This is a genomic window from Sorangium sp. So ce693, from assembly GCF_051521375.1.
Classification (GTDB): Bacteria; Myxococcota_A; Polyangia; order Polyangiales; family Polyangiaceae; genus Sorangium; species Sorangium atrum.
The window spans coordinates 2,849,620-2,870,537 of sequence record NZ_CP150347.1 but is presented as its reverse complement, the minus strand read 5'-3'; the positions used below and the strand labels follow the sequence as shown (position 1 = coordinate 2,870,537).

The window sequence follows — 20,918 nt, the reverse complement described above, 5'->3', positions numbered from 1 at the left end:
TGGGCTCTGATCAACGTCTCTACTCATGATCCTTTGCCTCCTTGCGCAGGGGTCGCCGGAGCCGCTTCGCCGCAGCCTTTTGCTGCATGACCCGCTCGCGGAGCGTCGTGAAACAATGTGCCTCGCACGAGGTTTGAGTCAGGTGCCTCGATAGAGCGCTCACGGTGGGGTAGGTGAAGAGATCGACCATTGGAATATCTCGCCCGAGCGAGGTCGCGAGCCTGTCGTGGACCTGCGCTAGCCGCAGAGAGTGGCCTCCAAGATCGAAGAAATTGGCGTGGAGGCCGACCTCGTCGAGGCGGAGGACGTCGCGCCATATCGACGCGACGAGCCGCTCCATCTCGGTCGCCGGTTCAGCGCCGTCCGCCGCCGCGCGCGGCTCGTCGGGATCCGGAGGAGGCAGCGCGCGGCGATCGATCTTGCCGCTCGGGTTGATGGGCAGCGCGCTCATCCGGACGAAGGCCGCCGGTATCATGTGCTCGGGCAGGTACTCTTTGAGGTGGTCTTTGAGCCTTCGCGGGGCGTCATCGCCCTCGCCGTCCGCGAGGACGAGATACGCGACGAGGCGCTTCTCGCGCGGCGTATCCTCGCGGACCGTGACGACGGCCTCCTTCACCGCGCGGTGCTGCCGGAGGAGAGCCTCGATCTCCCCGAGCTCGACGCGGAATCCTCGAATCTTGACCTGAAAGTCGGCGCGGCCGAGGAACTCGATGCTCCCGTCGGGCAGGTACCGCGCGAGGTCGCCCGTTTTGTACAGGCGGCCGCGCGGTTCAATCCATGGAGGGCCCTCGATGAAGCGCTCGGCGGTGAGGTCGGGGCGGTTATGATACCCGCGGGCGAGCCCGTCGCCGGCGATATAGAGCTCGCCGGGGACGCCGACCGGCACCGGGCGCCGCCGGCCATCGAGCAGGAAGACACGCGTGTTATCGATGGGCCTCCCGATCGGCGGCGCCGGCAGCTCGTCCGCGTGCTTCTTCGGAGGGACGAGCGCCGTCGTGGTGTATACGGTGCTCTCCGTCGGTCCGTACGCGTTGATGAACGCGAAGGGCAGCGACGGCGAAGGATAATCGTGCAGCCTGTCGCCGGCGGTGACCATCGCGCGGAGCGCGCCGCCCGCCGGCCATTCGAGCGGGAGGACGCTCTCGGCGAGCGGCGTGGGCAGGAAGGCGACGGTGATCGAGCTCGCCACGATCCAGTCGCGGAGCGCGGACGGCGCGATGCGCGTGTGCTCGTCGGGGATATGAAGGCTCGCGCCCGCCGCGAGGATGGGCCATATATCCCCTATCGAGACGTCGAACGCGGGCCCCGCGATCTGCGTGCCTCGGTCGGAGCCCGAGAGGGCGAACGTCCGCCGGTACCAGGTGACGAAGCTAATGAGGCCGCGATGAGCCAGCTCGACGCCCTTCGGCCGACCCGTCGAGCCGGAGGTGTAGATGACGTAAGCGAGCGCGTCAGGCGCGGTGTCGCCCGGTGGGTCCTCCGCGCTATGAGGCTCGAACTCCGCCCAGTCTTCGTCCAGGCAGACGATGTTCGCCGCGTGCTCGCGGAGGGCCCCGGCCAGGCACCTCTGCGTGAGCACCACCCTGGCGCTCACGTCCTCCAGCGTGAAGGCCGTCCGCTCCCTGGGGAACGACGGATCCAGCGGCACGCACGCGCCGCCCGCCTTCAGGATCCCGAGGAGCCCGACGATGAGCTCGGGGGATCGCTCGGCGCATACCGCGACCGTCACCTCGGGGCCGACGCCCAGGCTTCGCAGGTGGTGGGCGAGCTGGTTGGCGCGGCGGTTCAGCTCGCCGTAGGTGAGCATCGCCTTCGGCGATCGCGAGCTATACGACACGACCGCGATAGCGTCCGGAGAGCGGGCCGCCTGGATCTCGAACATACGATGAATGCAGACCTCGCGCGAGTAGTCCGCGCGCGTCTCGTTCCACGATACCTGCTGCCGGATCTCCGCCTCGGTCATGATCGGCAGCTCGGACAGGCGCCGATCCGGGTCGGCGACGATGCCCTCGAGCAAGACGTCGAAATGGTCGGCCATGCGAGCGATCGTCGAGGCGTCGAACAGGTCCGTGCGGTACTCGAAGCGGCCGATGAGGCCCTCGGGTCGTTCGTCGAGCTCGAGCGTCAGCTCGAACTTGGCCGTGAGCGTGTCCACCTCGAGCTGGCTGACGCTCCAGCCCGTCGCGAGCGTCGGCATGAGCGGCTCCAGGATGAAAGCCACCTGGAAGAGGGGGTTCTGCCCGGGCGCCCGCGACGGCTGGAGCTCCTCGACCAGGCGCTCGAACGGCACGTCCTGGTTCGAATACGCGCTGAGGCTCGCGTCCGCCACGCGCGCGAGGAGCTCGCGGAAGGTCGGGTCGCCGCGCAGGTTCGTGCGCAAGACGATGGTGTTGAGGAAGAAGCCTATCAGGTTCTCGATCTCCGGCCGGCTGCGGCTCGCCGTCACGGTGCCCACGATGATGTCCTCTTGCCCCGAGGTGCGGCAGAGGAGGATGTTGAACGCCGCGAGCAGCGTCATGAAGAGCGTGGCGCCCTCGCGCTGCCCGAGCGCCTTGAGCGCGCGGGTGCGATCGCTCGAAATGGCGATGAGGTGCCTCGATCCGCGCGACGACTGGACCTTCTGCCGCGGCCGATCCGTGGGCAGCTCGAGCACGGGGAGCTCGCCGCCGAGCTCCCGCTTCCACCATGCGAGCTGCGCTTCAAGCCCGCTTCCGCGCAGCCATTGCCGCTCCCACACGGCGTAGTCGGCAACCTGCACGGGGGGGGCGGGCAGCGTGGGCAGCCTCCCGGTCGAGAACGCCGAGTAGAGCGCCGAGAGCTCGGGGAGGAACACGCTGTACACGGAGACCGCGTCCGCGACGATATGATGTAGCGTGAGGTAGAGCCGGTGCTCGTCATCGCTCATCTTGACGAGCACGCCGCGCACCATGGGGCCGGTAGTGAAATCAAAGGGGCGCAGGGCATCTCGAAGGGCGATCCTCCGCGCCTCGGCCTCTCGTTCGTCCGGAGTGAGGCCGGCAACATCCATCACCGGGAGCTCGATTGCCGCCTCCGGGTGGATGATCTGCACCGGCTCGCCGCCCTCGACGCCGAAGGTCGTCCTCCACGCCTCGTGGCGTCGGATGATCTCGTTCAGGCTTCGCTCGAGCGCCGCCACGTCGAGCGCACCTTGGATGTGGAGCGTGGCAGGCTCGTTATAAACGGGCGAGCTTGGCTCGAGCCTCGCGAGGAACCAGAGCCTTCGCTGCGCGGAGGACAGCGGGAAGCTCCGACCACGCGGGACCGGCACCACGGGCGCGGCCCCCCGGCCCGCCTCCTCGCCGCGGCGCGCCTCGATGATCTTGGCCATTTCGGCGATCGTCGGCGCCTCGAACAGGGCCCGGAGCGGGAGGTTCACCTGGAACCGATCCCGCACCCTCGAAAGGATCCGGGTGGCAAGGATGGAGTGCCCGCCGAGCTCGAAGAAGTTATCCGAAGCGCCGACGGCCCGGAGCCCGAGCGCGTCGGCCCACAGCGCCGCGAGCGCCGCTTCCATGGGCGTGCGGGGCGCGACGAAGCCTGGATCGAGGTCGGACCTCGTCCTGTCAGGCGCGGGGAGCGCGCGTCGATCGACCTTGCCGTTCGACGTGACGGGCATCGCATCGAGCAAGACGAAGCTCGACGGCACCATGTAATCCGGGAGGCGGCTCTTCAGGAAGCCGCGCAGCTCCGCGGGGAGTCCGCGGCGAAGCGTCCCCTCGGAGCTCGGCGCGTGAGGGCCGGAGCTGCGATGGTCCACGACATAAGCGACGAGGCTCTTATCACCGTGGGTGTCGCCCAGCGCGATGACGACGACCTCGCGCACCGAGGGGTGCTGCGCGAGGGCGGCCTCGATCTCGCCGAGCTCGATGCGAAAGCCCCTGATCTTCACCTGATGGTCGATGCGGCCGAGGTATTCGAGTTCGCCGTTGGGCCTCCGGCGCGCGAGGTCGCCTGTTTTGTAGAGGCGAGCGGAGGTGCCCGTACGGAACGGATCAACGATGAACCGCTCACGGGTGAGCTCCGGCCGGTTGAGATAGCCGCGCGAGACGCCGGCGCCTCCGACGTACATCTCACCCGGGACGCCGACAGGCACAGGCTGCATGGCCGCGTCGAGGAGATAGATCGACAAGTCCGGGATCGGAGCGCCGATCACGCTCCCGAGATGTTCGAGATCGGCCAGCGACACCGGGCGGTAGGTGACGTGCACCGTCGTCTCCGTGATGCCGTACATATTGACGAGCGCCGGCCGCGAGTCGCCGTGCCGATCGAACCAGGGCCGGAGGCTCTGGAGCTCGAGGGCCTCTCCGCCGAAGATGACAAGGCGGAGAGCGAGCTCTCGGGCGCCGCAGGACGCCTCCTCCGCCAGGATGAGCTGGCGGAACGCGGATGGCGTCTGGTTGAGCACGGTCACGCCCTCCGCTGCGAGGAGCTCGTAGAACGCCTCGGGCGAGCGGCTCACGCAGAACGGGACGACCACGAGGCGCCCGCCGTGGAGGAGCGCACCCCATATCTCCCATACCGAGAAGTCGAAGGCATAGGAGTGGAAGAGCGTCCAGACGTCGCGCTCGTCGAAGCGGAACCACGACCGCGTCGCGCTGAACAACCGCGTCACGTTTGCGTGACTGACGACGACGCCCTTGGGCTTCCCGGTCGAGCCCGACGTGTAGATCACGTAGGCCGCATCGAAGGCGGACGCGCCGCCTTCGAGGTTCTCTTCGTCCACCTCCGGCGCGGCGTCCCAGCCCGCGTCCATGCACAACGCGCGAGCGCCGTGCGGCGGGAGCGAGCCGAGGAGCGCCTCCTGCGTTATCACGACGGGCACCTTCGCGTCGTCGAGCATGAACGCGAGGCGATCCGGCGGATACGCCGGATCGAGCGGCACATAGGCGCCGCCTGCCTTGAGGACGCCGAGGAGCGCGACGACCATATCGAGCGAGCGCTCCAGGCACAGCGCGACGAAGACCTCCGGCCCCACGCCGAGCGCTCGGAGGCGGCGCGCGAGCCTGTTCGCGCGCCGGTTCAGCTCGTCATAGGTCATCTCCGCGCCGTCCCAGCGGAGCGCGACGGCGTCGGGCGAGCGCTCCGCGTGCGCCTCGAAGAGGCGATGGATGCACGGCCCTGCCGCGAGATCCGGCGAAGCGATGGGCCCCGCGAGGAGGTCCCTCCGCTCGACCTCCGTCAAGATCGGCAGCTGCTCTATCTTCCGTTCAGGGGCGGCGGTGATCCCCTCCAGGAGGATCCGATAATGGTCCGCCATCCTCGCGATCGTATCGGCGTCGAAGAGATCGGTGCTGTATTCAAGGAGCCCGACAAGGCCCTCCGGCCGCTCGTCGAGCTCGATGGATAGATCGCAGCGCGACGTCCCGTTATCGATATCCATGCGTGTCATCGTCCACCCCGAGGCCATGGCGGGCATGGGAGGATCAAGGAGGAACATGACCTGGAAGAGGGGGTTCTGCCCGAGGCTCCGCTCCGGCGAGAGCTCCCTCACGAGCTCCTCGAACGGCAACTCCTGGTTGGCGTACGCCTCGAGCGTCACCTCGCGCACCTGGTCGAGGAGTCCCCGGAACGTCGAGCCGCCGGAGACGCTGGTGCGCAAGACGAGCGTGTTGACGAAGCATCCGATCAGCGAGCGAAGATCAGGCCGGCCATGATCCGAGACGACCGTCGCGACAGGGATGTCTTCCTGCCCCGTATAGCGGAAGAGGAGGGCCTTGTAGGCCGCGAGGAGCGTCATGAAGAGCGTCGCGCCCGCGCGGCGCGAGAGGGCCTTCAGCGCCTCGGTCAGCTCCTTTGACAGCGAGAAGTAATGGCGCGCGCCTCGGAACGTGCCGATCGCGGGGCGCGGCCGATCGGAGGGGAGGCTGAGCTTGGCGACGCCCGCCAGCTTTTGCCTCCAGTATTCCGCCTGGCGAACGAGCCCCTCCCCGCGCAGCCATTGCCGCTGCCAGGCGGCGAAGTCGGCGTATTGCAGCGGGAGCGGAGGGAGCGGTGAGACCGCGCCTGCGGTGAACGCGGCATAGAGCACCTGGAGCTCCGCCAAGAATGCGTTATAGAGCGAGACGCCGTCATAGAGGATATGGTGCAGCGCCAGGTAGAGCCTGTGGTCAGCCTCTCCCAGGCGCATCAGGGTCGCGCGGATCAGCGGCCCCTTTGCGAGATCGAACGGACGCCTGAGCTCCTCGGTCGCGAGCGTCCGCGCCTTGGCCTCCTGCTCGCCCTCGGGGAGGCTCCGGAGGTCGATCTGGGAGAGGGTGAACGCCAACTCGTCGTGAATGACCTGAACGGGCCGTCCTTCCTTGAGCGCATACGTGGTCCGCCACGCCTCGTGGCGCCGGACTATCTCGCGGAGGCTCGAGGACAGGGCGGACGTGTCGACATGGCCGGGCATTCGGAGGGTGAACGGGTCATTATAGACGGGCGCGTTCGGCTCGAGCTCGGCCAGGAGCCACATCTGCTGCTGGGGGAAGGAGAGCGGAAGGTCCTCCGCCCGCGACGCGATCGTGACCGGGGGAGGATTTGACCTGCTCTCGCCGGCGGCGCGCGCCTCCACGCGCTTAGCGAACCGGGCGACGGTCGGCTCGTCGAGCAAGGAGCGGAGCGGCAGATCCACCCGAAGCGCGGCGCGCACGCGGGAGATGATCTGAACCGCCAGGAGCGAGTGGCCGCCGAGCTCGAAAAAGTCGTCGTGAATACCCACGCGCGTGAGCCCGAAGACCTCGGCGAAAATGCCGCTCAAAACCTCTTCCACGGGCGTGCGTGGCGCGATGAAGCTCTGTGCGAGCGCGGACGAGCTCCGGTTCGGAGGGGGCAGCGCGCGGCGATCGACCTTTCCGTTCGCCGTGAGCGGGAGCGCGTCCATGAGGACGAAATCGGATGGTACCATGAAGTCGGGCAGCTTCTGCTGCAGGAAGTCGCGGAGCCGCGCGACGAGCTTGCCGGCGATCATCCCCCGGAGCGGGCTGTTGCCGTAGGTTCGCCAGTGCCTCGAAGGACGCGGCGGCTCGCTCCTGGCCCGCGGGCTCGCCGAGCGCGTCGCCGCGGCGCCCGTGCGCCGGAACACGACGTCGATGAGACCGGGCGCGCCGGGCGTCGTTCGGAGCGTATGGACATCGTAACCGAGCTCTGCCGCGAGCTCCCATACCTCTTCAGGATCCACGCCGCAGGCCTGCTGGCTCTTGAGAGCGAGGCGGTGCTCTCCGGCCGTCTCGACGCTGCCATCGCCGGCGCTCGCGAGCCATTCCGCCGTCTTCATCGCCGCCGCGACGCGCTGATTTTGCAGCCGGCAAAAGCCCACCGTATCCGGCGCACCGCTGCCCAGCGCCTGGCGCATCTCCGGCAGCGACAGCCCCCGCTCCGACGCGTCCATCCACGTCACGTCCGAGAGGGGGTTCGACGCGCTCCCCACCTCGATGATGACGTCGTAGCGGAACATCGTTATTTCATTGTGGTGGCGCCCGCGTTTATTCAGGATGCGCACGCCGCTCACCTGCGGGAGCCTCGCCTGGATGGCGTCGAAGAGCTCGGGGCTGACGAGCAGCTCCTCTTCCCGCTCCGCGCGCGACCGCACGCGCTCGGCGAGGTCTTTGCGGGAGAGCGCGTCGGGCGCCTGGTGGAGCTGCACGGACGCATGATAGGCAGAGAGGAGCGGGAGGCTCCGCACGTCGCCGATGAAGACGCGGCCGCCCGGCGCCACAGCCGCGACGGCCCCCTCGATGACGCGCATGAAATAGTCGATGCTCGGGAAATACTGAGAGACCGAGTTCAGGATAACAGTGTCCATCGACGCCGGCTCGATGCCGGAAAAATCATCGGCGGCTCTGTGATCGAGAGTCACGTGGGGGAGCGAGGGCGCCCCGCCTCCCGCGTTGAGCCGCTCGCGGAGGCGGGAGAGCACGCTCCGGGAGAAGTCGGTGCCTGTGTAACTGGTGCACGCGGGAGCGAGCCGCAAGAGGAGCAGGCCCGTCCCGCAGCCGATCTCGAGCACGCGCGAGGGCTTCGTTGCGAGGATCCGAGACACCGTCCCGTCGACGAACTCCCTCATCTGTTCCTCGGCTATCGGCAGGCCCGTGTAGCTGCTGTTCCAGCCGACGGTATCGAACGCCGGATCCCGCGGCTCGTGGTCGCCTGTATATGTGTCCTCGTAGAGCGCCTGCCATTGCGACACAACCTCGCCGTCCAGGCCGCGGGGCTCATCGTCCTTCCATGTCTCGTGGTGCAGGTTCTCGACGACGTACGCGACGAGGCGCCTCTGGTCGGGCCCGTCCTCGCGGGCGATGACGACGGCTTCCTTGACGGCGGGGTGCCGCCGGAGGACCGCCTCGACCTCGCCGGGCTCGATCCGGTAGCCGCGGATCTTCACCTGCTGATCGATTCGGCCGAGGAACTCGATGGCGCCGTCCTCCCGGCGGCGCGCCAGATCGCCCGTCCTGTAGAGCATGGCGCCCGGATCATCGCTGAACGGGCTCGGGATGAAGCGCGACTCGGTCAGGTCCGGCCTGTTCAGGTATCCTCGCGCGACGCCCGCCCCGCCAGCGTAGAGCTCTCCAGGCGATCCTTCCGGGACCGGAGCGAGGCGCTCGTCCAGCAGATAGACCTGCGTGCCGGCGATCGGATAGCCGATAGGGACGGAGTCCCTCACGCCCGCGAGGTCGCCGATCGTATAGCAGCACGTGAAGGTCGTGTTCTCTGTCGGGCCATAGCCGTTGATGATCCGGCACCCATCGAGCGCCTCGGCGGCGCGTCGGACGTGGGGCACGGAGAGCACATCGCCGCCAGCGAGCAGCTGGCGCAGGCCGCGGAGGTCCTCGAGCCGCTCGTCGACCATCAGATGGAACAGGCCGGCGGTCAGCCATAGGGTCGTCACGCCATGGCGCCGAAGCGCCTGCCCCAGCTCCTCGAGGGAGGGCTGGTGAGGAGGCATGACGACGAGCCGCCCGCCGTTCAAGAGGCAACCCCAGATTTCAAAGGTCGAAGCGTCGAACGAGAGGGGAGCGAGCGCGAGGAACACGTCCTCCGCGGTGAGCGTCACATAGTCGGCACCTCGGCAGAGCCGGACGACCCCTTGATGCAGGACCATGACGCCCTTCGGCTGACCCGTCGATCCCGACGTGTACATCACATAGGCGAGGTCGCCCGGCGAGACGTCGATCCGTGGTCTCTCGGTGCTCTCCTGTGCGATTGCCTCCCACCTTGTGTCCAAACGGACGAGGCGGCCTGGCAGGCGGCCGACGCTCCCTTGGAGGAGGCGCTCTTGGGTCAGGACGATCGACGCCCCCGTGTCCTCCAACAGGAAGGAGAGGCGGTGCTTCGGGTGGCTCGGGTCCAGCGGGACATAGGCGCCCCCGGCCTTGAGCACACCGAGGAGCGCCACGATCATGTCGATGGATCGCTCGAGGCAGACAGCGACCGGGACGTCCGCGCCGACACCCAGGCTCTGCAAGTACCGCGCGAGTTGATTGGCCTTGCGATCCAGGTGACGGTACGTGACGCATTCATTCCCGAAGACCACAGCTACGGCGTCAGGTGTGCGCTCCACCTGGATCTCAAAAACCTCATGGATGCAATGGTGCTTGCGCTCGTCGCTCATACGCCCCTTCATTGATGTCGGCACCAACCGTGAGGGAATCTCGACTGCGGCAGGTGCGTTCTGGGGCGCTCCCCATTGCGCCTGCGTGTCAGTAGGCGTGAACAGCCGCGGCATGAAACCGCGCTATGTTGCGTCGGACACGCTCGCGGCTATCGAGGTCGGCCGACGTCGTCACCATACCCTCTGGAGAGCATGATGCTCCGGATGCCAAGTGAAACCCATTCCCGCCCTTGACCGAAGACTTCGTGGACGCGACCACCAAGATACCACAGCGCAGCGGCACAAGGGACGGAACTTCTTGAAGATTCCGCACACGTGGGTGGATGTGGTGTAGGGTGCTTGTCGCGCCGCGCCACAGAGACGAGGGGAGCCTGTTTGTCCTCGTCATTCAGTGAACAGCGACAAGGTGACGCGGAACACACATCCCGCAGCGAATACGGGCGAAGCTCAGGGGCAGCACGGTCACGCCGCCATGACCACGGTCCTACGATCGCAGACGTGCTTCAGGGGGATGTGGCGTGTTGTGAAGCACCGTAGAGGGCCGTGCTCCACCCTGATGACTTCAGGAGACATGCCCCATGCGCCGAAGTCGTGGCAGGCATGACAGGACAGATGCTGAGTCGAGAGCCAGGCCTGAACGTTGGATCGTGAGATCCGTCGCGCCAGCGGGCTGGGCGTGAATGCAGCCCTCTGCGGTTGCGTCGCGACCCTGCGCCGCGCTGGTGTCATCCGGCGGGGGCCCTTGGTGTTCACGCGGGCTTCCGCGCCGAGGTCCGCGCGATCGCGCTCGACTACGCCGACCAGATGGCGCTGGAGTACGCGAGCTTCTGACCGGCGCGCCGGCGGCACCCGCCCGGACTCAGGTGGGCCACCGCCGCCGGGGAGCGTTCTGTACAAGCGGCTCGAGACGGCCGGCGCCGGCGAGCCGGACGATGCTGCGAAAGCGCGGACACTCCATGTGGCTCGGCGCGGAGCACGCCGCCGCGTGGCGCAGGCCGTCGCGCAGGGCGACCAGCCGCTGGATCGTCCGGTCCAGCTCCTCGGCCTTGGCCGTCAGCCGCTCTCGCTCGATGCGCGGCCGGCCGTCGGGCGAGAACATCCGGGCGATCTCGTCCAGCGAAAACCCCGCCACCTGGCCGAGCGCGATCAGCGCCAGGCGCTCCACCACCCCGGGGTCGAACAGCCGCCGCAAGCCCCGCCGGCCGGTGGACGCGATCAGCCCCTTCTCCTGGTAAAACCGCAGGGTCGAGGCGGGCACGCCGGAGCGCCGGGCCACCTCCGCGATGTCCAGCTGTTTCATGCTTGACCTCAAGTCGACTTGAACTTGCAGGCTACGCCGCATGATTTCCGACATCAAACCGAAGAAGGAGACCCCGATGTCCGAAGCCCATCAGCCGAATCGCGAGCAGATCGCGCTGTGGAACGACCCCGCCGGGCGCACCTGGGTGGAGCTGCAGGAAATGCTGGATGGCATGTTGGCGCCGCTCGAGGCGCCGCTCATCGAAGCGGGCTTCCCCGGCGAGGGCGGGCGCGTCCTCGACATCGGCTGCGGCGCGGGCGCCACGGCCCTCTCGATGGCGCGGCGCCTCGGGCCAGCCGGCCTCTGCCTCGGCGTGGATATCTCCGGGCCGCTCGTGGCGGCCGCCAGGGCGCGCGCCGCCGCCGAGGGCCTGGCTTCCGCCGCCTTCCTCCACGCCGACGCGCAGACCCACGGCTTCGAGCAGGACACGTACGACGCGGTGATCTCGCGCTTCGGCGTGATGTTCTTCGACGATCCCACGGCGGCGTTCGCCAACATCCGGCGCGCCGCCCGGCGCAGGGCGAAGCTCTCGTTCATGGCCTGGCGCAGCCCGGACGAGAACCCGTTCATGACCGAGGCCGCACGCGCCGCGGCCCCGCTCCTGCCCGACTTGCGCGTCCCGCCCCCCGACGCCCCCGGCCCGTTCGCCTTCGCGGACAGAGAGCGCGTGCAGCGGATCCTGGACGCGAGCGGCTGGACCGACGTCGACATTCGCCCGATCGACGCGCCGAGCAGCGTCGCGGAGAAGGACCTGCTCGCCTATGCCACCCGGATGGGACAGGTGGGTCAGGCCCTGCGGGACGCGGACGAGGCGACGCGCGCCCGGACGGCCGAAGCGGTTCGCCCTGCCTTCGACGCGTACGTCCGCGATGGCGCGGCCCGCTTCACCGCGGCCTGCTGGCTCGTGAGCGCGCGCGCCTAGAGATCAGCCGGTCGATGGCTTGCCGGTGTTCACCGCCAGTTGAGCGTCGAAGGCTCGCTTGTAGGCGGGCCGCGCTTCGCCGCGGGCGACATAAGCGGCCAGGTTCGGGTATTCGTCCAGGATGCCCGATGCTCTCAGCCTGAGCAGCACCGACACCATCATCAAGTCGCCGGCGCTGAACGCACCATCGAGCCAGTCGGCATCGCCCAGGCGAACGGAGAGCTGGCCGAGCCGAGCGCGGATGCGAGCCTCGATCAGAGGCAGGCGCTCCGCCGTCCAGGGCTTGTCGCCCTCCAGGAACTTGGCGATGACGAGCTCGAGGATCGGTGGCTCTACCGTGTTGAGCGCGGCAAATATCCATGTGATCGCGCGCGCCCGAGCGTTGGCGTCGTCCGGCAGGAGGCCCGCGCGTCGCTCGGCGATGTGGAGCACGATCGCCCCTGTCTCGAACAGCGCGAGATCGCCCTCCTCATAGGTCGGGATCTGGCCGAAAGGATGAAGCGCCAGGTGCGCGGGCTCCTTCATGGCGCGAAACGAAACGAGGCGAACCTGGTAGGGTTGGCCCACTTCCTCGAGCGCCCAGCGAACGCGCGTATCGCGCGCCAGTCCCTTGCCTCCATCGGGTGAGCGTTCAAAGGCGGTAATGGTGATTGTCATCGAGAGGCTCCTCCTCGGCGCGCATCATCGGCTGCGGAGGCAGACCTTTGCAACGGAGGTCGCGAAGCACGCCCACGTTCCCCCTCGGCGCTGCGGGCTCACCTCGTCCGCTTCAGCGCCGCCTTGAGCACGTGCTCCGCGATGAGGTAGCCGAACCCCTCGCCGTCGATCCGCCGGATCAGCTGGTCGCGCGTGGTCCGGAGCGCCGCCGCGGTGGCGTCCAGGTTCCACCCGTGCGCCGAGAGCTGCTGGAGGAGCCGGGCGCGCCTCACCTGCCCCGCCGCGAGCCGGTACGTCTTCGCGTACTCCAGCGTGCCGTCCTCGCGCACGATCGCCTCGCCGATGTGGTTGTCCAGCGCCGGATCGAGCTCCGTCATGAACCGCTGCAGCGAGAACGGCCCCGCCCGGTACACGCGCTCCGCCGCGATCGGCCGGCCGAGGAGCCCCGCGGCCGTGTCCACGTGCAGCGCGCCGGCCTCCGCCCGCGCCCGGCCGAGCGCGGCCCGCAGGTCGTCGAGCGAGCCGATCCGCGCGGCGTCGAAGGTGTGCTCGAGCGCCTGGCTGTCGCCGTTGTGGCGGGCCGCGTAGAGCAGCGTCTGCTCGTAGAAGTCCTCGATCAGCGTGCGGTGCAGCGCGCGGTAGTCGTCGGGGTGCGACACCACGAACACCGACGCGAGCAGCTCGCCGACGAAGAGCAGGACGCCGCACTGGCCCTCGTGGATCTCGAAGACGCGGAGCGCGTCCTCCAGGCTCGGGATCGCGCGGCCGGAGAGCGACACCTCGGTGCGCGGGTCGAGACCGCGGGAGATCGCCCGCCGCGAGTACTCGGACCAGGCGATCTCGGGGGCGTTGAAGTGCAGCGCGAGGAAGCCCTCCATCGCGAGGTGCAGCGGCAAGAGGCGCAGGCGGTTCCGCTCGGCCGGGTCCTCGCCGCGGGCTTCGCGCCGGGCCATGCGGTGGAGCAGCTGGACGCCGCAACCCCACTTGCTGAGCGGGTTTCGGGCGCCCGGCCCCGCGAGCGCCGCGCCGTAGGACGCGACAGGCGAGCCGTCGTCGGTCCACCCGATCACGAGCGCGTGCGGCACGTAGGAGCAGTAGGCCGTGCCGTCGCCGAGATCGACGATCGACCAGGCGTCCTCGTGTCTGCGGCCGGCGATCCGCAGGTCGTCCCGCGGCGCGTCCCGGAGGAGCGGGACCAGGCGCACGCCCGCGAAGACCTGCGCGTGCGTCGCGGAGAGGCCCCGGAGCGAGAGCGACCGGAGCAGGGCCGGCGCCTTGGCCATCAGGGCACCTCGAGCGCCGCGGCGGGCGCGTCTTCTGCGAGCTCGGCGGCGTCTGCCGGCTCCACTGCGTCTGCCGGCCCCACTGCGTCCGCCAGCGCCACCGCGTCTGCCAGCGCCACTGCGTCCGCCAGCGCCACCGCGTCTGCCAGCGCCACGGCACCTGCCAGCGCCACGGCGCCTGCCGGCCCCGGCTCCACGGCTGGCTCCGCGGCGCCCGGCGTCCGGGCGTGCCGCGAGAGCAGCGCGACCGCGCGCTGCGCGAGGTAGCGCTCGAGCTCCGCGAGCGGCGCCGTGCCCTCGGCAAAGCGTGCGAAACCGAGGACCGTCGGCAGGTCCTCGGCGTCGCGCAGGCCGACCGTCGGGATCGACGGCCCGAGCGCGCGGGGCGCGTAGCGCTCGCTGTCGAACACGGGGTTGATGTGGACGATCGACGTGCGTTGCCCCGGATCGAGCCGCGCCCGGAAGCAGCGGGCGACCTCGGCGGCGGCGCCGGGCGGGTCGTTCTCGAAGCCGTCGGAGAGGATGACCACGACGTCGGGTCGCCAGGCGAGCGCGTCGAGCAGCGGCGTCGCGAGATCGGTCTGGCCGCGCGCGCCGACGAGGATCTCGTCGGGCGTGGGCACGGTCCAGAAGGCGCGGTACTCGCGGGCGGCGGCGCGGAGCAGGTAGCTCACGCCGAGCGCGACGGCGAGCGGGCGGCGGCGCTTCTCGCTCGATCCGGACGCCGAGTAGCTCCGGTCGAGCACGGCGGCGACGCGCCCGAGCGCGGCCGGGCTCTTCCTGAGCGCGCGGGCGGCGGCGCGATCGAGCGCCGCGTGGAGCTCGTCGCGGCGCTCGCGCCGCGCCTCCTCGGGCAGCGAGAGAGCGTAGAGGGCGACGCGCGTGAGGGGAGCGCGGCCGAGGTCGACGGCGAGGTCGACGTCCTCGCGCCCGGCGGCGCGCTGGAGCCGGAGGCGCTCGCCCTCGGTCATGCGCGGCGCGGCGCGGCGGAGGAGCTCGTCGCGAGAGACGCCGCGGGCGGCGGCGAGCCCCTCGGCGACGGTCAGCGGCAGGTCGAAGATCGCCTCCTTCGCATAACGCGCCTGCCGCGCGCGCTCGAGGAGCGGCGCCTCGAGCGGCGCGCGGCGCCTGGGCTCGAACAGGAACGGCCCGATCTCGCCGGGGAGCTGGAGGTGGGCGTGCACCGCGAGCGCGCGGACGTGGGCGCGGTACTTGACGGCGTCGAACGCCGGGTCCGGCCGGCCGGCGAGGTAGCCGCGGATGACGGCGCGCGCGCGGCGGTTGTTCACGCGGCGCTCCCGGAGCTCGCGCAGCGCCCGGAGCGCGCGCTGCGGCGGGAGCTCCCGGAGGGCCGCCGCGATGAGCGAGCCCTCCTCGCGCCGGTCGGCGGCGGGCGTCTCGGCGCCGGTCGCGAGGAGGTTCACGGCGATGCGCGCCTGGTTGAAGTGGTTGATGCCGGCAGCCAGCGTGCGCGCGTAGAGGCGGCGGTAATTGCCGAGGATGTACTCGTGGAGGAACTCGATGGAGACGGCCTGGCCTCCGGAGGTGCCATAGAACTCGGCCTGCCCTGTGCACGCGAAGCAGGCGTTGATGAACATGACGAGGTCCTCGCGCTCGACGCGCTCGGTGTGAAAGCGTGCGGGGAGCGCGGGAGGGGCGGTGGGCATGGCAAAGAGCCGCCCGGGGAATGATGGGGCGATCAACCTACGACAGTTTCCAGACTGGGATCGGAAATCGCCCCGAAGTCCCACGGGCGGCAACCGGCAGCATACACCCGGAGGGGCACCTCTCGAAGGACAAGATCTCCCTTGACGACAAGGTCATCGCTGGCAGCGCTGAACTCTCCACCCTGCCTGCCATGTCTTCGTCCCCCGCTCCGAACCCAGTTAGGGCAAGGGTGGCGAAAAACGGACAGACATCGACCTCACGAAGCAGGCCCTCGTCGCCTGGGAGGGCACGAAGCCTGTGGTTGCGACCTGGATGTCCCGCGGACTCCTTGTCCCTTGACCGCTTTCCCCGAGGGAGGCAACGCGGCGTGTGGGGCGCGAGCCGCCCCTGGCACGCGTGCCCGCACGGAAAAGTTCCTGGTACAGCGTCACTTTTCCAGGGGGAGCGGGAGGACGCGATGGGGCGGGTTTCAGCGGATTTCGAGGGGGTCGAAGCCGGCGTCGACTCGGCGATCGTGGGCGCTAACCCCGCGATCTCTGGTCGGCCGGACGATTCCGTGACGCTTCCGGCGATGCCCTCAGCGGTTGTGAAGCAGACCGCGCTGACGACCCCTCCCCGACCCGAAGCAGCCCCGATCACGCCCCCGGCGAGCAGCCCGCGCCAGGTGCTCGTCACGACCCTCACGCAGACCATCGCCGCTGCCCACGTAGCGGGCGACCTCGCGACCGCGCAGATCGCCGCTCGCACCCTCTCGGCGCTCCTCAGCGCCCCGCAGCAGCCCAACCACGTTGCGCCTGTCGTCGACCTCGCCAGCGCGCGCCGCGCGCGATCCTGAGCCCATCCTGAACGCCACCGCGGCCGGCTGAACGCCGTCGCCGTCCACCAGGCCGCAAGTCCCACGACGGGGTCTGCCGCCTGGAGGTCGCCGTTCCGCTGATCTACGTCGCCGGTCGGTAGCGGGCGCCGTCTCCCTACGGCGAGGTAGAGGTTCGCGCCATCGTGGACCTGCTCTGGGAGGTGCATCAGTGGGAGCGCTGGGTGTTGATCCTCGTCGGCGGCGGTGAGCAGGTGAGCGAGATCGCCCGGAGCCTCGGGATGCCGATCGGGACCGCCCTCTCGCAGCTCCGCCGAGGGCGCAGCCACCTTGCCGCCATGCTCAAGCAGCGGCGTCGCGTATTCGGTTACACCGCCTTGCCATCAAACGCAAACTGCCCCTTGTTCCCGTTGAGGGGGCGCAAGCCCTCTGTGCCAACGTCGGGTGAGACAGGCTCCCCCTGGAAATCTGTGGTGAGAGGGCGGAGAATGGACCTGACCCGTGCCGAAGCCTTCCCATCTCCGATCCGTCGATCCTACCCTTACCCCAGCGGCGCAGGGCGCTGCTCCTCGCGCGAGTGGCGTCGCCGTCGAGACCATGCCGAAGGCGGGCAAAAGGCGGAAGTTCTCGGCGGCGGAGAAGCTGCGCATCGTTCGCGAGGCGGCCGCATGCACCCAGCGCGGCGATATCGAGGCGCTGCTGCGCCGCGAGGGCATCTACAGCTCCCTCCTGACGGCGTGGCGCAAGCAGCTCGCTCTCCACGGCAGCGAGGTTCTCGCGGGCGCAAGCCCGGCCGCAAGCCGAAGCAGGACGCGAAGGACCGGCGCATCGCCGAGCTCGAGAAGCGCTCGGCCCGACTCGAGGAGAAGCTCGCGCTCGCTGAGAAGCTCATCGATCTCCAAAAAAAAGTCTCTGCCATTCTGGGCATCAACCTCACGAGCGACGAAGAGCGCTGATGGACGTTATCGAAGAGCTCGATGACCCGCACGTCCCCATCGCGCAGGCGTGCGCGACACTCGGCGTCAGCCGCGCTACGCTCTACCGGCAGACCCAGCCCGCGAGGCCACCCGCGCTGCGGGGGCCCGTTCCGAGCCCACGCCGTCTCAGTGACCCCGAGCGGCAAACCGTGCTCGATGTGTTGCACAGCGACGAGTTCGTCGACCAGCCCCCGCCGGAGGTCTACGCGACGCTGCTGTCGCGCGGCGTCTACCTTGCCTCCATCCGTACGATGTACCGCCTGCTCGCGGCGTCCGGCGAGAGCGGCGAGCGACGCGCGCAGCGTGGGCCGACGAAGCATGCCAAGCCGACGCTCACCGCCACAGCCCCCAACCAGATCTGGACGTGGGATATAACCAAGCTGCGCGGGCCGCTGCCCGGGGTCTTCTACTGCCTGTACGTCGCCCTCGACCTGTTCAGTCGCATGACCGTCGGCTGGCTGCTCGCCGAGCGCGAGAGCGCGGAGCTCGCCGAGCACCTCTTCGCAGAGACGGTCGCCCGCCACGGCGTCGATCCCGGTTCGCTCACGGTGCACGCCGACCGCGGCTCCGCGATGAGGTCGGAGGGGCTCGCTCAGCTCCTCGGCTCGCTCGGCGTCGTTCGAAGCTTCAGCCGGCCTCACGTCAGCGATGACAACGCCTTCTCCGAGTCGCAGTTCAAGACGCTCAAGTACCAGCCCGACTATCCGGACCGCTTTGCCTCGCTGGCTCATGCGCGGTTCGAGGCGAAGCGCCGTCGGCCGCTCACGGTGGAGCTCGATGGTTTCAACGTCGAGGCGGCGGTGCGCATCGAGGGCTACGACGACGAGGGGCGCGAGCGGCTCGTCCGGTATTGCGCGCGTCCCTGCTTCGCTTTGGAGCGGCTCAGCATCCTCCGCGACGGTCGGGTGGCCTATCAGGTGAAATACCCGCGGCGAAAAGGAACGCATCGGGTGATGACGCCGATTGTGTTTTTCGCGAGGCTCGCCGCGCTGGTGCCGCCGCCGCGCCATCCGCTGGTGCGCTACCACGGTGTGCTCGCGCCGCATGCGAAGCAACGCAGCCTCGTGGTGCCGAAGGCGACGGGGAAGGCGCGTAAGGGCGAGCAGCGCGCCGGAGCTGATAGCGCGGGCAGCGATGACAAGAAGAAGACGACGACGATCACGCCCTTGCCGGCGAGGCAGGCGCCGAAGGGGCCGGCGAGAGGCATGGAGACGCCGTAGCGCAGAGGAGACGAGCGAAGCGAGGCGGCGCCGTCGGCAGTGTCGGAGCGAGGCGCTCGGGACGTGGCGGTTGGGGCGCTGCTGACGATGGTGCATGGCGCGGTCGAGCGCGAGCGGGTGTCGACTGCGCTGGGCGCTGTACTGCCGTGGGCTGATGTTGGATTCGTGTCGGAGGGGATCTCGGTCCAGCATCTTGATCGGCTGCTGGATGGGCTCCTTCTGGCGACGTCGCCTCGCGTCGAATGGGCGAAGCTTTTGCGGCGGACTTACGCAGTAGATGTTCTCGCGTGCCCGCGATGCAGCGGGCGGATGCGACTCATGGCCGCGATCACGGACAAGGCGACGGCGAGGAAGATCTTGAGCCACCTCGGTCTGTTCGCCGAGCCGCTGGAGTGCCGCGCGCGGTACCCGGCGGACCCCGCGTGACGAAACTGAAAGGGGAGGGACGCTGCTCGACGACGTGGCCGGGGGGAGGTCTGCCCTGAGGTGCGTGCGCCGGCCATCACGACGCGCCGCGAACCGCGACGGCGGCCGTTTGGACGAGCTCAGTAGTGTACAGCTATACGGTAGGATGCCTTCCGCTTGGTGCCAGTAGTGTACAGCTATACGGTAGGATGCCTTCCGCTTGGTGCGACGTCGCGGCAATCGCAGGCGTTTTCACGAGTGGAAGGCCTGTCTGATCGCATCAGGCCGTTCTGTCGATAAGCTCGTACAGTCGGACTGCACGAGGCAGGAACGGCTCCGAGAATCTTGACTTTGCGGAACGCGTTTGCTTGTCCTATCCGCACGGAGACAGCTGATGGACCTGGTGGAAGACTTCGCCGAGCCTGGGGTCTCGGTGGTCGCCGCGTGCGCCGCGCTGGGAGTGAGCCGTGCGACGTTGTACCGAGGTACGAGCCCGCCGCGGCCACCGGCGATACGAGAGCGCGTGCCGAGTTAGGATTCTCGTGACCGCTGTCTCATCCGCGTTGACAAATTCCACCTCCGTCGACCGAACGAGAATTCGCCGACGTACTTTGGGTTTCGCAGCATCTCGCGAATGGCGGAGTGCATCCAGCCCGCGCCAGCTCGGCGTCGCCCACGAGCGCCCACGTGCTCACCCGCGGATCGGACCGAGGGAGCGAACAGCGAAGGAATAAATTTCTAGACCGTGACTCCGGTACTTACAAGCGGTAGGTAAACCCGTACGTCCCCTTTATGGAGAGGCCTAATGAACCGCGCTTCCCTCGTCGTCATTCTCAACTCGTTCGCGTGTGCCTCGGCGCTCGTCGGTTGCTCGTCCGATTCGAGCGACACGCAGGGCTCTGGAGGTAGCGCTCCCAATGGTTCCGCAGGCACCGGTGCCGTGGCCACGGGCGGCTCGGCCACGGGCGGCTCGGCCACGGGCGGCTCGGCCACGGGCGGCTCGGCCACGGGCGGCTCGGCCACGGGCGGCTCGGCCACGGGCGGCTCGGGCACGGGCGGCTCGGACACGGGCGGCTCGGACACGGGCGGGGCTGCTGGCTCAGGTGGTAGCGGAGCCGGCGGGGCCGGGTCCGGTGGTGGCGCTGGTGGAGGCTCGGACACGGGTACGTTGTCCGCCGGGTGCGGCAAAACGCCGACCATTGACGCCAGCATGTACAATAACGGCAACCCGATCTCGATTACGGCGGCGAATCGGCAACGTCGATACATCCTGAGCGTGCCGGCCAACTACGACAATAAGAAGCCGTACAGATTGGTCATCGCTTGGCATCAGCTCGATGGAAACGACAAGCAGATGTATCAGCAGAACTACTACTGGCTGAAGGACATCGCCGACGCCGCCAGCAGTACGATCTTCGTGGCTCCCAATGGGGAGAAGAACGGAACGCCGTGCACCGGGACTGGCAACGGGGAAAGCGGCTGCGGGTGGCCCGACTCAAGCGGCTCGAACGTGGCACTCGCGGACGCCGTGGTAGAGCAGGTCGAGCAAAATTTCTGTATCGACAAGAGCAAGATCTTCGCAAACGGCTGGAGTTACGGCGGCAGCATGTCCTACCGGACGGCTTGCTCGCGTCCACTCGATGGAACCGGCACTTGGGGTGTCCGCGCCGTCGCCATCTACAACGGAGCGGCGCAGCTCAGTGCCGGCAACTGCAAGCCGAGCGAAGCGGTCGCCTTCTACGCATCCCATGGCACCAACGACAACGTCCTTCAGTACGGTGGCGGTGTCTCGATGGCGCAGACGTACGCCGGGCTGAACGGTTGCACCTGGAAGGAGCCGACAAGGGCCACCGGAAACCACGTGTGCACCAACTTCATGGGCTGCACGACGGGTTATCCGGTCGAGTTCTGCTCCTTCGTGGGACCGCACACGCCTGATCCGCCGCGAGAGGGTGGTCAACGTTGGCAACCGCAAGAGGTTTGGAAGTTCTTCAGTCAGTTCTAGGCTGCCAAGAGTCGAGCCTAAAACCTCTTGAAAGGTCGGATCGAGTGTGAGCTACAG

12 protein-coding genes are annotated in these 20,918 nt (G+C 68.7%); 6 read left to right on the top strand and 6 right to left on the bottom strand.

What is annotated here, in order from left to right; genetic code table 11:
* Positions 1 to 19: 19 nt before the first annotated feature.
* Complete coding sequence (locus tag WMF14_RS11090) at positions 20 to 9,610, bottom strand: amino acid adenylation domain-containing protein (RefSeq protein ID WP_437800702.1); 9,591 nt, start codon at positions 9,608 to 9,610, stop codon at positions 20 to 22.
* Between the two features lie 696 nt (positions 9,611 to 10,306).
* On the opposite strand from WMF14_RS11090, the gene WMF14_RS11085 reads away from it, so the two are divergent.
* Complete coding sequence (locus WMF14_RS11085) at positions 10,307 to 10,441, top strand: hypothetical protein (protein ID WP_272101593.1); 135 nt, start codon at positions 10,307 to 10,309, stop codon at positions 10,439 to 10,441.
* Positions 10,442 to 10,469: 28 nt separating this feature from the next.
* Here the strand turns inward: WMF14_RS11085 and WMF14_RS11080 are convergent, their stop codons facing one another.
* Complete coding sequence (locus tag WMF14_RS11080; RefSeq protein ID WP_437804180.1) at positions 10,470 to 10,910, bottom strand: helix-turn-helix domain-containing protein; 441 nt, start codon at positions 10,908 to 10,910, stop codon at positions 10,470 to 10,472.
* 76 nt (positions 10,911 to 10,986) lie between these two features.
* Between WMF14_RS11080 and WMF14_RS11075 the strand changes: the two genes are divergently transcribed.
* A complete protein-coding gene (locus WMF14_RS11075) occupies positions 10,987 to 11,832 on the top strand; it encodes a class I SAM-dependent methyltransferase (protein ID WP_437800700.1) in 846 nt (281 codons plus the stop codon).
* Positions 11,833 to 11,835: 3 nt separating this feature from the next.
* Here the strand turns inward: WMF14_RS11075 and WMF14_RS11070 are convergent, their stop codons facing one another.
* The 3 genes from WMF14_RS11070 to WMF14_RS11060 all read right to left on the bottom strand — a co-directional run bounded on the left by WMF14_RS11070 (position 11,836) and on the right by WMF14_RS11060 (position 15,439).
* The gene (locus tag WMF14_RS11070; RefSeq protein WP_437800698.1) at positions 11,836 to 12,489 is read right to left on the bottom strand and encodes a glutathione S-transferase family protein; all 654 of its coding nucleotides are present in this window, start codon (positions 12,487 to 12,489) and stop codon (positions 11,836 to 11,838) included.
* 98 nt (positions 12,490 to 12,587) lie between these two features.
* Complete coding sequence (locus WMF14_RS11065) at positions 12,588 to 13,772, bottom strand: ARPP-2 domain-containing protein (RefSeq protein WP_437800696.1); 1,185 nt, start codon at positions 13,770 to 13,772, stop codon at positions 12,588 to 12,590.
* Positions 13,772 to 15,439 carry a hypothetical protein gene (locus WMF14_RS11060; protein WP_437800694.1) on the bottom strand — a complete coding sequence of 556 codons (1,668 nt, stop codon included), beginning with the start codon at positions 15,437 to 15,439 and terminating at the stop codon, positions 13,772 to 13,774. The genes WMF14_RS11065 and WMF14_RS11060 overlap by 1 nt, the downstream gene beginning before the upstream one ends.
* A 572-nt stretch (positions 15,440 to 16,011) precedes the next feature.
* On the opposite strand from WMF14_RS11060, the gene WMF14_RS11055 reads away from it, so the two are divergent.
* From WMF14_RS11055 to WMF14_RS11045, 3 genes are all read left to right on the top strand, one after another.
* The gene (locus WMF14_RS11055; protein WP_157906582.1) at positions 16,012 to 16,275 is read left to right on the top strand and encodes a hypothetical protein; all 264 of its coding nucleotides are present in this window, start codon (positions 16,012 to 16,014) and stop codon (positions 16,273 to 16,275) included.
* Between the two features lie 576 nt (positions 16,276 to 16,851).
* Entirely contained in the window at positions 16,852 to 17,235 is a 384-nt protein-coding gene (locus WMF14_RS11050; protein WP_437800692.1) for a transposase, read from the top strand.
* The gene (locus WMF14_RS11045; protein WP_437800690.1) at positions 17,210 to 18,451 is read left to right on the top strand and encodes a DDE-type integrase/transposase/recombinase; all 1,242 of its coding nucleotides are present in this window, start codon (positions 17,210 to 17,212) and stop codon (positions 18,449 to 18,451) included. Before WMF14_RS11050 ends, WMF14_RS11045 begins: the two co-directional genes overlap by 26 nt.
* 936 nt (positions 18,452 to 19,387) lie before the next feature.
* On the opposite strand, the gene WMF14_RS11040 is transcribed toward WMF14_RS11045, so the two are convergent.
* Entirely contained in the window at positions 19,388 to 19,543 is a 156-nt protein-coding gene (locus tag WMF14_RS11040; protein WP_373372284.1) for a recombinase family protein, read from the bottom strand.
* A 118-nt stretch (positions 19,544 to 19,661) separates the two neighbouring features.
* Between WMF14_RS11040 and WMF14_RS11035 the strand changes: the two genes are divergently transcribed.
* Positions 19,662 to 20,861: an alpha/beta hydrolase family esterase gene (locus tag WMF14_RS11035; protein ID WP_437800688.1), complete on the top strand. Its 1,200-nt coding sequence runs from the start codon at positions 19,662 to 19,664 to the stop codon at positions 20,859 to 20,861.
* Positions 20,862 to 20,918 lie beyond the last annotated feature (57 nt).